Source organism: Deinococcus aquatilis DSM 23025, assembly GCF_000378445.1.
Taxonomy (GTDB): domain Bacteria; phylum Deinococcota; class Deinococci; order Deinococcales; family Deinococcaceae; genus Deinococcus; species Deinococcus aquatilis.
The window spans coordinates 37651-52301 of sequence record NZ_KB899715.1 but is presented as its reverse complement, the minus strand read 5'-3'; the positions used below and the strand labels follow the sequence as shown (position 1 = coordinate 52301).

The following is a 14651-nucleotide window of genomic DNA, read 5'->3' as shown; positions in this document are numbered from 1 at the left end:
TCGCGTTCATGACGCAGCCCGCCTCCACCCCAGCAGCATCCGAATGGTACAAAAGCGCCGTCTTCTACGAACTGTCTGTGCGTACCTTTGCAGACGGCAACGGCGACGGCAAGGGCGATTTTCCGGGCCTGACCGGGAAACTGGACTACCTGAAGAATCTGGGCGTGGACTGCCTGTGGCTGCTGCCCTTCTACCCCAGCCCGCTGCGCGACGACGGCTACGATGTAGCCGATTATGTGGGCATTCACCCCGATCTGGGCACGATGGACGACTTCAAGGTGTTTTTGCGGGAGGCCCATGCACGCGGCCTGAAAGTGGTGGGCGACCTCGTGACCAACCACACCAGCTCCGACCACGCCTGGTTTCAGGCGGCGCGGCGCGGCCCGGTGCTGCCCGACGGCACGCCCAACGAGTACCACGACTACTACGTCTGGAGCGACACCGGCACCGAATACAGCGGCGCACGCATCATCTTTACTGATACCGAAACCAGCAACTGGACCAAAGACGAGCAGTGTGGGCGCTATTACTGGCACCGCTTTTTTGGCAACCAGCCCGACCTGAACTACGACAATCCCAAGGTGCAAGAAGAACTGCTGATCGCCGCCCGTTTCTGGCTGGATCTGGGGCTGGACGGGTTCCGGGTGGACGCCGTGCCCTACCTGATCGAGCGTGAAGGCACCAACTGCGAAAACCTGCCCGAAACGCACGACATCCTGAAGGGGATGCGCCGCATGGTGGACAACGAATACCCCGGACGCCTGCTGCTGGCCGAGGCGAACCAGTGGCCCGAAGAAGTCGTGGAGTACTTCGGCACCGACGCCGACCCCGAATTCCACATGTGCTTCAACTTTCCGGTGATGCCGCGCCTGTACATGAGCCTGAAAAGGGAAGACACGACCAGCATCCGCGAGATCATGGACCGCCTGCCCGCCATTCCCAAATTCGGACAGTGGGCTACCTTCCTGCGCAACCACGACGAATTGACGCTGGAAATGGTCACGGACGACGAGCGCTCCTTCATGTACGCCGCCTACGCGCCCGATACGCGCATGAAGATCAACGTGGGCATTCGCCGCCGCCTTGCGCCGCTGCTGGACAATGACCGCCGCCGCATCGAACTGCTGAACACCGTGCTGCTGGCCCTGCCCGGTAGCCCGATTCTGTACTACGGCGACGAAATCGGCATGGGCGACGACCTGACTCTGGCTGACCGCAACGGCGTTCGCACGCCCATGCAGTGGAATGCAGGCATGAGCGGCGGCTTTTCGACGGCCACGCCCGACCAGTGCTTTTTCCCTCCCATCGGCGACCCGGTGTACGGCTACCAGCGCGTGAACGTGAACAGTCAGGAGCGCGACCCCAGCAGCCTGCTGAAATGGACCGCCCGCCAGCTCGAACTGCGCCGCGCCCACCCCGCTTTTGCCCACGGCGACCTGACCTTTGTCGAGTCTGGAAACCCAGCCGTGTTGGCCTTCATTCGCCAGTACGACAATGAAACCCTGCTGATCGTCAGCAACTTTGCAGGTAACGCGCAGGCCGCCACCCTCGATCTGACCGATTATGTGGGCCGCACGCCCGTGACCCTGGCCGGAGCCAGCCCCTTCCCGCCCATCACCGAGGGAGCGTATCCGATGACGCTGGGCAAATATGATTACTACTGGATGCGCCTGAACTGAGAAAAACAGGAAGTGGTGAGTGGTCAGCAGGAAGTGGGAAAACCCAAAAACAACGGCATAAATTCATGTCTTGTCTTTTCCCACTCACCACGACCCACTTACCACTTACGTTGCTATATCCGGATCGTTACCCGCGCTCCGTCATCCTCCAGATGCACCGAGTCGATGAAGCGCACCACCCGCGTGGCATAGCCCATCACGAGGGTGTGGGTGCGTGCCCCGCCGCCGAATCGCCGCACGCCGTTCAGCAGTTCGCCGTAGGTGATTCCGGTGGCACTGAACACCATCTGGTTGCCGGGGGCAAGGTCGTTGGTCTTGTACACGCGGCCTTCTTCCACGCCCATCGTCTTGAAGCGTTCGCGCATGGCGTCGTCTTCGGCTATGAATTTGCCCTGAATTTCTGCGCCGAGGCACTTGAGGGCCGCCGCACTCAGCACGCCCTCGGGTGCGCCGCCCGATCCCATCAGGGCATGTACACCCGTGCCGCGCACGCCTACCGCGAGGCTGGCGACCACATCGCCGTCCCCGATCAGCTTGACCCGTGCGCCTGCGCTGCGTACCCGCGCAATCAGGTCGGTGTGGCGCTCCCGGTCAAGAATCGTGATCAGCAGGTCTTCTACGTCCCGCTCCAGGCTCTGGGCAATCACACTGAGGTTGGCTTCTACGGGCCAGTCGATGTTCACGCGGCCCGCTGCCGGGGGCGGCACGACCAGTTTGTCCATGTAGCAGTCGGGCGCGTGCATCAGGCCGCCGCGCTCGCTGAGGGCAATGACCGCCAGGCCGTTGGGCAGGCCCTTGGCCGTCACCACCGTACCTTCCACCGGGTCCACGGCGATATCCACCTCATATTTGCCCTGCCCCACCTGCTCCCCGATGTACAGCATGGGGGCTTCGTCCATCTCGCCTTCCCCGATGACCACCGTACCGCGAATGTCGAGGCTGTTGAGCAGGGTCCTCATGGCTTCGGTGCCTGCCCCGTCCACGGCGTTTTTGTCGCCCATGCCCACCCAACGGCTGGCCGCCAACGCCGCGCCCTCGGTCACGCGGGCAGTTTCCAGCACCAGCGCATGTTCAAAGTGAGCTTCTGGCGCCGCACCCTGACCTGATCCACGTTGCCCCGGCTTGTGTGTCGTCATACCCTGACCGTAACATGCCAAACCCGAAAAGCCGCGCTGGGAGCGGTTCCATTGAGTGTATATGTGTGGGTAACGCCCCAGCCTTCCCTTTAGACTGACCCCATGCGTTCCCGCCCGCCCACAGCCACACTGCCTTCCGACATCCCGGCTGTTCGCACCCGCCGCCCGCCTGTCGTGCCCGCCGCCGTGGTCACGCTGGTGCTGGTGGCCGGACTGTGGCTGCAAGAAATTACCGACCAATTCGCGTTTGGCGGCGCACTGGACGTCTACGGCATAGAACCCCGCGACCCGCAGACCTTCTGGCATGTCCTGACCGCACCTTTTTTGCACGGCGGCTTCAGTCATCTGCTGGCAAATACCGTGCCGGTGGCTGTGCTGGCCTTTATGTCAGCCCTGCGCGGGCTGTGGCGCTTTTTGCTGGCAACGCTGATCATCGTGGTGCTGGGCGGCGGGTTGGTCTGGCTGTTCGGACGCGGCGGCAGCGTGCATCTGGGAGCCAGCGAACTGGTCTTCGGCTACCTCGCCTATCTGCTGGGCGCGGGCTGGTGGGAACGCTCGGCCTCGGCCATCATCGCTGCCGCCGTGGCTCTGCTGCTGTACGGCGGGGCGCTGTGGGGCGTGCTGCCCAGCAATCCCGAAATTTCGTGGGAGTCACACCTGTTCGGCTTTGTGGCGGGGGTGGTGGCGGCGGCAGTGTTGCACCGAAAACGGCGGGTGAGGGTAGATCGTGGATCGTGGGAAAAGCGGGGGCGGTGAGGGGCGTTCTTGCCAAGGACAGACCCAACGACAGACTCCCCGACAGACCCCCCGTTGCTGACGCAACGCCCCCCCTTAGAGGGGAGGACAAGGGCTTTTGCGCTCCCCTCTCCTGCGGACTCGTAGAGCTGCGGAGCAGAGCTTTGCAAGTCTGAGGGGGGCTGGCGGCGAAGCAGACTGGGGAGTTAGACGGACTCCGCTTACTCACCGCACACCCGGAACTGCCCTGCCCACTTCCCGGTTTCGCAGGAACAGCACTAGGGTGACCCCCGCCAGCAGCACCAGCAGCAGCGAGGCATGGCCCCCACTCAGAAATACCAATGGAATGACGGCGGCCAATGCCAGCGGCACGAGGTAGCGTCGGCCCAGAGCGGTGATTGCCAGCGCGAGACCCGCCAGCACACCCAGCAGTTGGGCCAGCAGCACGGGCAGATAGAAGGTCAGGACGCCGCCCAGCACGAGGCCGAGGCTGAGGCCCAGCACCGCACCTGCCAGCGGCAACGGCAGCAGCTTCAGGCGGCGCGATCCGGCCCACGCTCCGCACAGCAGCGCGGCCAGCAGCACCGCCAGCGGCCCCACGAGGCCCAGTTTGTCCAACGTTTCGCGCAGGCTGCCCTGTGTAAAGACCACGGCCACATCCTGCGCGGTAATCACGTCTTGCAGTTGCCAGCGCAACACCTGAGCCGTCCCCAGCGCCGAGCGCGTCTGGCTGGTCGGAAAGAGGGTATAGCGCTGGAATTTGGCGGGCCGATCCGCGTTGATGGTCAGGTCAAAATTCTTGACGCTCTCGCGGCGTTGGCCCAGCAGGTAGCTCCAGCCTTTGGCCCCCTGATGACGGTAGGTCACGTTGACGCGCACGGTCTGGCCTGCCGCCACCTCGCCCGTCCAGATGCTGCCGCCCGCTAAATCGGAGGCCCGGAACGCCTGCCCATTCACGGTCAGCTTGAAGCCGCTGAGAGTTCCGCTTCCATCGGGCAGCGGGAAGGCAAAGCGCAGGGTGGCGGCCTCTGCCTGCGGGTTGGTAAAGGTGTAATCGGCGTTGAAGACCGCGTTGTAATACGTGCCGCGCCCGCCCGCCGGGTCCACGAATTTCAGGTCGGCGGTGACTTTGCTGGTGTCCAGATTCACGGGCTGCTCGGTTTGCAGGGTCACGTCGCGGGTGTAGGTCAGGGTGTCACCTCTGCGAGTAAAACCTTCTTGCAGATCCTGTACGGTCACTCCTGTTGGATTACCGAAATAAGGAAGAAGTTTTTCCCACCCACCATTGATCTGCAACACGGTGTAGATCTCGTCAGGCAACTCGATAGAGCGCGTGTAGGTCGTGGTGGTCAGCAGGCTGGCGCGGGGGGCCTGCTGGGTGGTCTGGCCTCCGTCCGGGTCTGCGGCGTTGGCGTATCGGGCCGATTGTTGCGCTCCCAACCGGGCATCCACGGCCCGCCGGGTCACGTTCAGGGCCAGGGCACCCGCGCCCACTGCCAGCGCCACCAGTGCCCAGCGCCCCAGCAGTGGCAGCCGCGCCCCCACCCAATTCAGGCCCGCGCGAAAGCGTTCGCGGTCCAGCAGGCCCACCAGAATCAGGGCCAACAGCAGGCCAGCGGCGACCAACGCCAACGGCCTTGCCAGGGCCAGCACAGAAGAAAGAGCGTCTAGCAGGGCATTCAGGGCCGTGTGAACCATAGGGGAAACCTCCAGGCAAGCGGTGGAGCAGTAAGGCTATGAGGAAGTAAAGAGCTTCCCTGAGTTCATACCTCAAGATAGGGATGACACTCATCCTCCTTTGGGTGGAGGCGGCGCGGGAGGTCTTCCCCGATTGCTCTGCGATGCTCCGTCTGGGGCTTGAACAGTTCCGCAGGAGCGAGGGCTGAGATGTCGGAAGCTTATTGATCCCTGTGTGGCTGAGCCACGCCCAACCCCCCAGTCGGCTTCGCCGCCAGCCCCCCTCAAAGGGGAGGACACCCACTTTTTTGACTGCGCCCGCACGCCATCTGTCAGCATGGACCATGTCCCCTTCTTCCCGCGCCCCGACGCTGCCCGGAACCCTCAAGCCACTGCTGGAAATGCAGATGGGCACGGGCATTGTGTCGGCGCATTACCAGGGGCAAGAACGCGAGTGCGAAATCTTTGCGCTGGAGACGGCGCGGGGGCCACATATGGTCAAGGTGTGCAGGCAGAGCATTCCCAACCTGTTTTTTGCCGAGGTGCAGGACTTGGCCCAGCAGAGACAGGCAGGCCGCGACAACGTGCCGGAGGTCATCGCCTTTGCCGACGCGCCCTATGCAGGTTTGGGCGCAGCGGGACAGGCGGGGCCAGCCTTCCTACTGCTCAGGTCAGTCTTAGATAATAAATCAGTTGACTTTTTAAAGCATAAAGAGGATGATGAGGCATGACTGCCTCTCCCCTCTTGCCACCCCAAACCCACACCGGAGCCGTGACGCTGCGGGTGCGGGATCTGCCGCGCCTGAGCGAGTTTTACCGGACGCTACTGGGCCTCACTACTATCTCTGAAGGGCCGAATCACATCACGTTGGGCGCACACGGCACGCCGCTGCTGCATCTGGAGGGCGACCCCAACTTGCCGTCCGCACCCGTTTCGCGCCCCGGCCTATATCACACCGCTTTTTTGCTGCCCACCCGCGCCGATCTGGGGCGTTGGCTGCGGCACGCAGTGGGCCTGGGCCTGCGCCTGGGCACGGGCGATCATCTGGTCAGCGAGGCCATTTACCTGAACGACCCCGAAGGGAACGGCATCGAGGTTTACCGTGACCGCAACCGCGACGCCTGGACCTGGCAGGACGGACAGGTGCAGATGGACACCAAAGCCGTGGACGTGGAAGGCGTGCTGGCCGCCGCAGGAGACACGGTCTTTGAGGGCGCACCCGCCGGAACCGCTGTGGGGCATGTTCATCTGAAGGTGGGTGACGCGGCGCAGGCGGCCCAGTTTTATGCCCAGACGCTGGGGCTGGACGTGGTGGCTGATATGGGCAGCGCCGCCTTCCTGTCCTGGGGCGGGTATCACCACCACATCGGCCTGAACGAGTGGCACTCACGCGGGCAGGGTGCGCCCAGCACGCCCGCTGCCGGACTGAGCGGCGTGGAGATTCTGACGCCTGACCTGAGCAGCCTGCGTACCCACCTGAATGGGCGGGATGACGTGCAGGACGGCAGCGACTCGCTGACCCTGCATGATCCCTGGGGCAACCGGGTCACGGTACGGGAAGCGGCGCAGTAATTTAGAGCATCCACCAAGAGCAGTCGCCTCCACCCATGCCCAGATCAACGGGCTAGGGTGGAGGCGACTGCTACGCCCGGATTACTGCTTGAGCTTTTCCAGAATGAGGCGGGTCACTTCATTGCTGTTGCGCACGCTGACCAGTGGGCCGCTGTAGGGGCTGAAGGCTTCGGGCAGATACACCACGCTCTGATCTTTGAGGCGCTGGCCCACCGCCGTCTTTAAAAAATCGTCTGCGCCGTTGTACTTGCCGCCGGGAGGAAACAGCACCACCAAGGTATCTTTGGAGAGGCCCAGCAGCGCTTCGTCACTGATGGCTGCGCCCACACCCAGCGAGCTTTCCTTGAGTTTCAGGCCGTCCTTGAAGCCCAGTGCCCGCAGGTCGGGAATCAGGCGCACGGTGGTATAGAGCCAGTTGCTGCCGCCCGCGAAGGGGGCCACCACCACGACCTTGCTGTACTTCTTGAAAGCCCCAGCCGCCAGCAGTTTGCGGGCGTTGGTGCGGTTCACATCGGCCACCTGCTTGATGACCTGTTCGGCCTGAGTCTGCCGCCCGAACACGCGGGCCAGGTCGCGCAGGCCCTTTTGCCAGAAACCGGAGCCGCCTTCCTGATAACCCAGCGTGGGCGCAATCTTGCTGAGTTTGTCGTAATTCTGGTTGCCCTGCCAAGTCAGACGCACGATCAGGTCGGGGCGCAGCGCCAGAATCGTTTCCAGATTCGGCGTCTGCCAGTCTCCGATATAGGCCGGATTGTTCAGCTTGGTCTGCCCATAAAAGCCGCGCTTCAGCACTTCCGGCTTCAGTTTGCCCGCCGTGATGTCGGTGGGAGCAAGGTAGGTGCTGCCCAGCCCAACCACCCGCTCGGAGAGGCCCAACGCCGTCAGCCAGCCCAGGGCTTCCTCGTCCATGACCACGATCCGCTGCGGGTCTTTTTTCAGGGTCGTCGTGCCTTCATCGTGCTTGAGCGTGAGGGTTTGGGCCGCAGCCACGGAGAGCGACAAAAGCAGAGACAGGGCAAGAGGACGTTTCACCCTCCTAACATAAGTATTCCGACTAAATTAGTCAAGAATAATCTGCCCTCCCTGGTAACTCCGCCCATGCGCCTGATAGGCCAAAGCAGGCATCTTCTCTGGCTGCCGGATCTCTACACTGCTCCTATGGGCGGCCATCTTTTTCATTTCCCACGTCTGGCGCGTGCCGATTACCTGAACCGTGAAGGGCAGGTGCGGGCCGTGCTGGACGATCTGTTGCCTGCCACGCCTGCTGGCCCGCAATGGTTTATTCCGCACTTCCATGCCGACAAGCCCGATTTTGGAGATCTGGATGTGCTGATCGGCCAGGACGCCCTGACCGTGCCATTTCTGACCGAATTTCGGGCACGCCTCGGCATCACGCAAACGCGCCGCGTGAAGGGCATCGAATCACACGATTTCGGGGGCTTTCAGGTCGATTTGATGGCGACGCCGCCCGCCGAACTCCGCACCCGCTTCGAATTTATGAGCTGGGGCGATCTGGGCAATATTCTGGGCCGAATGATGCGCCCGCTGGGGATGAAATGGGGCGAAAGCGGCCTGCTGTACGTGTACCGCCGCCCGGATGAGGCGCACTACCTCCGCACCTACACCGTGAGCCTCACCATAGACGACGTGCTGCGGGCCGCTGGACTGGACGCTGCCCACTGGCACGCCGGATTTACGGATGAGGCCGACATGTTCGGCTGGGCGGCGGGCGCATCCCGTTTCAGCCCGCGCCCTTACCTCGCGCCGGAGGGGGACTTTGGGCGGCGCATTCTGGAGCGCCCCGGTCTGCACCGCTTTGCCGAATATCTGGAGCGGGCCGGATGGGTGGCCCCCACCGAACGCGAGCCGAATCAGCCGCCTGAAGTGTTGCTGGAACTCTTTCCAGACTCGGGCCTGAGGGCGTTTCTGGATGCCGAGGCCACCGCCGCCGAGCGTGACCGGGTGCGGCGCAGCAAATTCAGTGGCCGTCTGGTGATGGCCCTGCGGCCCGAGTTGAGCGGGAAAACGTTGGGGGCTTTCATGCAGGCGTTCACGGCTCGCCCGGATTTCTGGGAGTGGGTGGATGCAGCGACGCCCGCCGAGATAGAAACTCGCATTCAGGCACAAGTCGCCCCGCTAGACTCGCCCGTATGACTGTTTTTGCTGAGCATTCCGGGCGCGTGCATGTGGGCGCAGCCGACGCCCTCCCCGACGGTAGCCAGACCGAGGTGCTGGTGGACGGCGTTCATGTGGTCGTGGTGCGTTATGAAGGCGAATTTTACGCCCTGCGGAACAACTGCACGCACAAGGATTTCCCGCTGCTGGGCGGCGATGTCAGCATGGGCCGGATCACCTGTGCCAAGCACGGAGCCAAGTTTGAACTGGCAACAGGCAAGGCCAAAACCCTGCCTGCCGTGAAGGCCGTGAAGATTTACAAGACGCTGGTGGAAGACGGAGAAGTGTACGTGCTGGAGCTATAAAGCCGGGAATTCAAAAAGCCTACGCCCCGAAGTAGAGGCGCAGGCTTTTGCTGAGATCAAGCTTAGTTCGGTGGTCTGTCAGTGGTGAGCGGGAAAAGCGTGGAGGCCAAGAAATCTAGGTCGTTGTGGGGAGAGAAAGTTCGTACCAGGCCTTTCCCACCACCCACTTCCCACACCCCTCTTCTACTTCCGGTCGTCCCCCGACACTTCGTTCTGAAGTTCGGTTCTCGTGCCCTGCGGCAGATCGCCGGGGCGTTCGCTGGGGTGGGGCGGTCCCTTCTCGCTGGGGGGCGTGTAGCCGGGGTTGGGGTCGTTGCTGCGGCGCTGAGACTGGCTCGCCAACATCGCCGTGTTGTTGAGGCCCAGACCTGCCGAGGGAACCACCGTATCCAGCAGCTCTCCGCCCAGGCCGTCTACAGTCTGTGCTCCAGCAAACTCGGGGTCTTGCAGGCTGTGTTCCATCTGCGCCGGGTCGCGGGTGGCGAGGTGATCAAACTGCGCGGTGATTTCGTGCGGGTCCTGCATGACCACCGGCTCGTATTTGCCCTCATCGGCGCTGCTCACGCGGCTGTCGGCGGGCGTGGTGGTGTAAAAGGGCTGATGGTCGTCTTTGGGATCAGGGGTCTGAAATCCCGTGCGGTGGTCGGCGGGGCGGCCATCCTCGTGGGCCACTTCTTGGTGCAGCAGATCATCCTGATCATTATTGGGATTGGTCATACCTGTAGTGTTGCGCGGGGCGGCGGGCGCTGCATTCGGGGTTTCTTGTGGCTTGTCGTGCAGACTGCTTAGAAAGAACAGGGACGCCAGCGCCGGGTGCCCCTCCTCCTGCGCGATGCTGGCGGCGCTGCGGCCATCTGCGGTGCGGGCTGCCGGGTCTGCCCCCGCTGCCAACAACAGTTCCACCAACGCCGTGTTGCCGTGCTGGGCCGCCGCCATCAGGGGGGTGAATCCATCCTGCTGACTGGCCTTCGCGTCGGCTCCGTGGGCCAGAAGAAGCCGCGTCAGGCCCAGATGGTTGCCCGCCACCGCAGAATGCAGCGGCTGAACCTGCATGGCGTTGGCGCTGAAGGCATGAACATCGGCCCCCCGCGCCAGCAGTTCGGCGGCCACTTCCTCATGCCCAAAAAAGGCCGCCAGCCCCAGCGGGGTAAATCCATCGGCGCTGAGGGCGTGAACATCTGAACCGCCCATGTCGAGCGCAGCTTTCAAAGGCTCCAACTCTCCTGCGGCGGCGGCCTCAAATACGGTCAGGGGTGGCCCGCCCACTTCTGCATGCAGCCCGACCAAAGCCCGCGCCACTTCCGATCTGCGGTAATAGGCGGCAAACAGCAGCGGCGATACCCCCATCGGACTGGTCGCAGAGAGCAGGGCCGGAGTTGCCTGCACCAGCGCCCGCACGGTTTCTAGGTCGCCTGCCTGAATCGCCACAAACAGGGCGTGGGTGGCCTCAGGAGGCAAGGCTTGAACATCGCTCATGCGGTCAGGGTAACGCCGGGGAAGGCTCAAGGCTTAATGCTGATGGCCCAGCACCCCTAGCACAGAGCTTCTGGCTCCGCGTTAGATTGCCCCCATGACCCGCCCCCAGCCGTGGCCGCGCCAGAGCTTTCCCTACCTGCACCCCACGCCCACCCGCTGGGCCGACAACGACGTGTACGGGCACGTCAACAACGTGACCTATTACGCCTATTTCGATACGGCGGTAAATGCGCTGCTGCTGGCGCGGGGCGTGCTGGACATCCAAACGGGGGCAACCATCGGGCTGGTGGTGGAAACGGGCTGCACCTTTTTTGCCCCCGCCGCCTTCCCAGAACTGCTGCATGTGGGCGTGCGCGTGGCGAATCTGGGCCGCAGCAGCGTGCGCTACGAATTGGCGGTGTTCCGGACAGAGGAGGAGGCGGCCTGCGCTCAGGGCCATTTCGTGCATGTGTATGTAGATCGGGACACGCGGCGGCCCACCTCCCTGCCCGCCGAGTTGCGGGCCGTGCTGGAAGGCTTGCAAGTCTCCTGAACTCCTTCTCTGCCCAGTGATCTAAACCCAATCCAAAGACCCTCAGCGGCCCGGTGCGCTAGCTTGGCCCCATGCGCGTGTGGATCGGATGTGGAGGCTACAGCAACGACGATTGGACCGCGCCCGGCCTGATCTATGACGGCGTGAAGAAGGACGCCTACCTTGACGCCTATGCCCGTCACTTCGACGCTGTGGAACTCAACAGTTCCTTTTACGGCATTCCCGGCCTGAAGGCGTTCGAGGGAATGGCCCGCAAATCGGGCGGGCGCACACGCTTTGCCGTGAAAGTGAACAAGGTCTTTACCCATGACCGCGCCCCCACCGACACCGATTTTGACCGGATGCTGCAAAGTCCCGCGCCGCTGGTGGAAGCTGGGCTGATGGGACCTTATCTGGCCCAGTTTCCATACTCGTTTCACCGCACCGCCGACAACCGCAAATACCTGCTGCACCTGGCCGAACGCTTTGCGGGGCACGAACTGGCTGTAGAACTGCGTCACGCCAGTTGGGACAAACCCGAGGTGCGGGCTGCGATGGGCGAATACGGCCTGATCTGGGTCAGCCCCGATTACCCGCCAGTGGGCGGAATGCCCGAACCGCAGGTTCACGTGACCACCGATGTGGGCTACCTGCGCCTCCACGGACGCAACAGCGGCAACTGGTGGAACGGCGAGAGCGCCGCCGAACGCCACGACTACCTGTACAACCGCGCCGAGATGGACGAATGGGCCGAGAAAATCGCGGTGGTGGCCGAGGATTTATCGGAATTGTGGATCTTTTTTGAAAATACGACGAAAGGCCACGCCCTGAAAAACATCCCGATGCTGCGCGACGCCCTGAACGCACGCGGCATCGAGGTCAAGACGCCCGATCCGGCAGAGGATGGAGCGTTGTTCTGACCGTCTGATTTGCTCCGCCCTATACTCGCCCCATGTTGCTTTTTCCCGCCCAGCCCTTTGCCGAGCGCGTGCCAGACGACGCCTACGCCGATGAGGTGGCGGCGGCGCGGCAACTGAATCTGCCCACCGCGCTGCTGGATGTGGAAGCCCTGCTGGAAGGCAACTCGCGCCGCGCCCTGCGTGGGGTGAAAGCAGCAGCTACGGAGCAAACAGCCATCTACCGGGGCTGGATGCTGCGGCCAGAGGTGTACGCGGCGCTGTATGAAGCCCTGCTGGAAAAGAACTGGCGGCTGATCAATACGCCCGCGCAGTACCGTCATACCCACTATTTGCCCGAATCTTACGCGCTGATCGCCCCACATTCGCCGCTGACGCGCTGGCTTCCGGCACAGACGCCAGAAGATGCCCACCCCGCCGAGCTGACGGGCCTGCTGGCCTCGTTCGGAGCGCGGGCCGTGATCGTCAAGGATTACGTGAAATCGCGCAAGCACGAGTGGCACGAGGCCTGCTTTATTCCAGATGCTTCAGATACGGGGGCCGCCCTGAGGGTCATCCAGACCTTTCTGAGCAGGCAGGGCAGTGAATTTCAGGGCGGCGTGGTACTGCGCGAGTTTGAATCCTTCGTGCCACTGGCGCAGCATTCCAAAAGCGCAATGCCCCTGACCCGTGAATACCGCCTGTTTTTTGCCGATGGGCAGATCATCAGCGCCGACGAATACTAGGAGGAAGGCAACTACCCGGGCGAGGCCGTACCGCTGGAACTCTTCGAAGAGGTGGGCCAGCAAATTCAGAGTCGATTTTTTACGGTGGACATAGCTCAACGCACAGATGGTCAGTGGCGAATCATAGAATTGGGAGATGGACAGGTGGCGGGCTTGCCTGAACGTGCCGACAGAAACAGGTTTTATGCAGCGCTGGGACAATTTTTTTAGAGCTCAGCCTCATCTCTGCGCCCTTCCCAGGTCTTCAGGCCCGATACGATCAGGAAGGCCACCACCACCATCAGGATCCAGGCCAGCGCTTTGTCCAGGTGAACGGGCTGCCACCCCTGCGCCTGATGCGGATACACCCACGCGCCCAGCGCGGTGGCAGCGTTTTCGGCCAGGTAGACGAATAGCCCGATCAGGGCGAAGGCCAGCGGCAGGGGCAGGGTAAAGCGCTCCTTGTGAATCAGGAACTGGACACGGGTGCGGCGGTAGGCCAGCAAGAGCAGCGCCGTGAGAACGTAGCGCAGGTCGGGGCCGTAATGGTGCGTAAAGAAATTGAGATACGCGCCGCCCGCCAACCCCGCCTGAAGACGCAAGCTGGGAAGCCCGGTCAGTGTGAGGTGAAAGCGTCGCCAGGCCTGCGCCATATAGCTGCCCACGCTGGCATACATGAATCCGGCGTACAGCGGCACGCCCGCCACTTTGCTCAGCGCCTCTTCGGGATAGGCCCAGCTGCCGTGCGCGGTCTTGAAGACTTCCAGGCCAAAGCCCAGCAGATGAAACAAGACGATGACGCCTGCTTCCCGCCCAGTTTCGAAACGGGTCAGCAGGAGCAGCCCCTGCATCAGCAGGCAGCCCAGCAACACGAAGTCGTACCGGGCTATGCCCCAGGCCGCCAACGGCAACAGGTGCGAGAGGGCCAGCAACGCCACCACGCCCAGTGCGAACGTGCAGCACAGGAGTTCCTTCCAGACGAACAGCCGCAGCAGACGCCACAAGAAAAGCGGGGTCGGGGTGGGGCCGTGAGCAGTGAAAGCCACAGCCGCAGCATCCTCACCTCTGACCGATTCGGCGTCCGCCTAAAGGTTGGAGCCTGAACTACTTTCCGTCGAACACGGCTGGAAAGACCTGCCGCGCTCCGGCGATGGGCGTGCCCTGCACCCAGTACGGTAGCCCCGGCGTGGCATTGCGGATCATGAAGTTTCCCGGCTGGCTGACGGTCATGACAGCGTTCCAGCCCTTGCGGAGCGTGAGGTCGTAGCTGGTATTCAGGCCCGTGCAGCGCCCGCTGACGGTGGCGGCGCGGTCGCTGTACATCCACTGGCTGCGGCGGGTGGGTTCGGTGGGATGGTCGGCCTGGGTCAGCAGGGCCGCCAGATTGCGCCCGGCCTGATACACCATCAGACTTTCGGCGGTGTACGTGCGCGGTTCACTGGGCAGACTCCGCACGCCGGGGCAGAAGTCGGCGGGCTGCACGGGCGGCCTGAACGAATCGGGGATCTGGATTTCAAAGCCGTTGCCCGCCAGTGTCCCGAGGCCCACGATGCGTCCCTGAGCCAGACTGGTCAGCAGAACCCGCACATTTTCGGAGCCGAAGGCGCGGGCCAGGGCGGGCGCGTTGCTGACTTTTCCCTCGATCCCGACCGCCTGCACGGAACTACACACCACCAGACAACACCACAGGGCCAGGCCCCAGAAAGAACGAATGAACTTCATACCACCGATGCTGGGCGCGTCCCGTCAGCGCAGCATCTGCG

At 63.1% G+C, this 14651-nt stretch carries 14 protein-coding genes and 1 pseudogene; 9 read left to right on the top strand and 6 right to left on the bottom strand.

What is annotated here, in order from left to right; translation table 11 throughout:
• Positions 1-8: 8 nt before the first annotated feature.
• Positions 9-1679 (top strand): maltose alpha-D-glucosyltransferase, encoded by a 1671-nt coding sequence (gene treS, locus F561_RS0112865; RefSeq protein ID WP_019010376.1) that lies wholly within the window; start codon positions 9-11, stop codon positions 1677-1679.
• Between the two features lie 113 nt (positions 1680-1792).
• On the opposite strand, the gene glpX is transcribed toward treS, so the two are convergent.
• Positions 1793-2815, bottom strand: a complete 1023-nt coding sequence (gene glpX / locus F561_RS0112860) for a class II fructose-bisphosphatase (protein ID WP_019010375.1) — start codon at positions 2813-2815, stop codon at positions 1793-1795.
• A gap of 102 nt (positions 2816-2917) precedes the next feature.
• Here glpX and F561_RS0112855 point away from each other — a divergent pair, with 102 nt between their 5' ends.
• Positions 2918-3571 carry a rhomboid family intramembrane serine protease gene (locus tag F561_RS0112855; RefSeq protein ID WP_019010374.1) on the top strand — a complete coding sequence of 218 codons (654 nt, stop codon included), beginning with the start codon at positions 2918-2920 and terminating at the stop codon, positions 3569-3571.
• A 204-nt stretch (positions 3572-3775) separates the two neighbouring features.
• Here the strand turns inward: F561_RS0112855 and F561_RS25450 are convergent, their stop codons facing one another.
• Positions 3776-5248 (bottom strand): hypothetical protein, encoded by a 1473-nt coding sequence (locus F561_RS25450; protein WP_019010373.1) that lies wholly within the window; start codon positions 5246-5248, stop codon positions 3776-3778.
• Positions 5249-5571: 323 nt separating this feature from the next.
• Between F561_RS25450 and F561_RS0112840 the strand changes: the two genes are divergently transcribed.
• Together F561_RS0112840 and F561_RS0112835 are read left to right on the top strand one after the other, a co-directional pair.
• Complete coding sequence (locus F561_RS0112840) at positions 5572-5958, top strand: hypothetical protein (protein WP_019010371.1); 387 nt, start codon at positions 5572-5574, stop codon at positions 5956-5958.
• The gene (locus F561_RS0112835) at positions 5955-6800 is read left to right on the top strand and encodes a VOC family protein (protein ID WP_019010370.1); all 846 of its coding nucleotides are present in this window, start codon (positions 5955-5957) and stop codon (positions 6798-6800) included. The genes F561_RS0112840 and F561_RS0112835 overlap by 4 nt, the downstream gene beginning before the upstream one ends.
• A gap of 81 nt (positions 6801-6881) precedes the next feature.
• Here the strand turns inward: F561_RS0112835 and F561_RS0112830 are convergent, their stop codons facing one another.
• A complete protein-coding gene (locus F561_RS0112830) occupies positions 6882-7832 on the bottom strand; it encodes an ABC transporter substrate-binding protein (protein ID WP_019010369.1) in 951 nt (316 codons plus the stop codon).
• A gap of 126 nt (positions 7833-7958) precedes the next feature.
• Here F561_RS0112830 and F561_RS0112820 point away from each other — a divergent pair, with 126 nt between their 5' ends.
• On the top strand, positions 7959-8954 hold the full coding sequence (locus F561_RS0112820) for a hypothetical protein (protein WP_019010367.1): 996 nt from the start codon (positions 7959-7961) through the stop codon (positions 8952-8954).
• A complete protein-coding gene (locus tag F561_RS0112815) occupies positions 8951-9280 on the top strand; it encodes a Rieske 2Fe-2S domain-containing protein (protein WP_019010366.1) in 330 nt (109 codons plus the stop codon). Before F561_RS0112820 ends, F561_RS0112815 begins: the two co-directional genes overlap by 4 nt.
• A 183-nt stretch (positions 9281-9463) precedes the next feature.
• On the opposite strand, the gene F561_RS30000 is transcribed toward F561_RS0112815, so the two are convergent.
• Complete coding sequence (locus F561_RS30000) at positions 9464-10756, bottom strand: ankyrin repeat domain-containing protein (RefSeq protein WP_245556512.1); 1293 nt, start codon at positions 10754-10756, stop codon at positions 9464-9466.
• A gap of 94 nt (positions 10757-10850) precedes the next feature.
• Between F561_RS30000 and F561_RS0112800 the strand changes: the two genes are divergently transcribed.
• The 3 genes and pseudogenes from F561_RS0112800 to F561_RS29995 all read left to right on the top strand — a co-directional run bounded on the left by F561_RS0112800 (position 10851) and on the right by F561_RS29995 (position 13119).
• Complete coding sequence (locus tag F561_RS0112800) at positions 10851-11288, top strand: acyl-CoA thioesterase (RefSeq protein WP_019010364.1); 438 nt, start codon at positions 10851-10853, stop codon at positions 11286-11288.
• Between the two features lie 71 nt (positions 11289-11359).
• A complete protein-coding gene (locus F561_RS0112795) occupies positions 11360-12187 on the top strand; it encodes a DUF72 domain-containing protein (protein WP_019010363.1) in 828 nt (275 codons plus the stop codon).
• A 32-nt stretch (positions 12188-12219) separates the two neighbouring features.
• A pseudogene (locus tag F561_RS29995) lies at positions 12220-13119 on the top strand (ATP-grasp domain-containing protein).
• Here the strand turns inward: F561_RS29995 and F561_RS0112785 are convergent.
• Positions 13116-13934, bottom strand: coding sequence for a DUF817 domain-containing protein (locus F561_RS0112785; protein WP_019010361.1), 819 nt, complete (start codon positions 13932-13934; stop codon positions 13116-13118). The pseudogene F561_RS29995 and the gene F561_RS0112785 sit on opposite strands and share 4 nt — an antisense overlap.
• 58 nt (positions 13935-13992) lie before the next feature.
• Entirely contained in the window at positions 13993-14610 is a 618-nt protein-coding gene (locus F561_RS0112780; protein WP_019010360.1) for a hypothetical protein, read from the bottom strand.
• Between the last annotated feature and the right edge of the window lie 41 nt (positions 14611-14651).

Coding starts and splice junctions, on each gene's coding strand:
- F561_RS25450 (WP_019010373.1), bottom strand. CDS start 5,248: ATGGTTCACACGGCCCTGAATGCCCTGCTAGACGCTCTTTCTTCTGTG.
- F561_RS0112835 (WP_019010370.1), top strand. CDS start 5,955: ATGACTGCCTCTCCCCTCTTGCCACCCCAAACCCACACCGGAGCCGTG.
- F561_RS0112795 (WP_019010363.1), top strand. CDS start 11,360: ATGCGCGTGTGGATCGGATGTGGAGGCTACAGCAACGACGATTGGACC.
- glpX (WP_019010375.1), bottom strand. CDS start 2,815: ATGACGACACACAAGCCGGGGCAACGTGGATCAGGTCAGGGTGCGGCG.
- F561_RS0112855 (WP_019010374.1), top strand. CDS start 2,918: ATGCGTTCCCGCCCGCCCACAGCCACACTGCCTTCCGACATCCCGGCT.
- F561_RS30000 (WP_245556512.1), bottom strand. CDS start 10,756: ATGAGCGATGTTCAAGCCTTGCCTCCTGAGGCCACCCACGCCCTGTTT.
- treS (WP_019010376.1), top strand. CDS start 9: ATGACGCAGCCCGCCTCCACCCCAGCAGCATCCGAATGGTACAAAAGC.
- F561_RS0112780 (WP_019010360.1), bottom strand. CDS start 14,610: ATGAAGTTCATTCGTTCTTTCTGGGGCCTGGCCCTGTGGTGTTGTCTG.
- F561_RS0112840 (WP_019010371.1), top strand. CDS start 5,572: ATGTCCCCTTCTTCCCGCGCCCCGACGCTGCCCGGAACCCTCAAGCCA.
- F561_RS0112800 (WP_019010364.1), top strand. CDS start 10,851: ATGACCCGCCCCCAGCCGTGGCCGCGCCAGAGCTTTCCCTACCTGCAC.
- F561_RS0112820 (WP_019010367.1), top strand. CDS start 7,959: ATGGGCGGCCATCTTTTTCATTTCCCACGTCTGGCGCGTGCCGATTAC.
- F561_RS0112815 (WP_019010366.1), top strand. CDS start 8,951: ATGACTGTTTTTGCTGAGCATTCCGGGCGCGTGCATGTGGGCGCAGCC.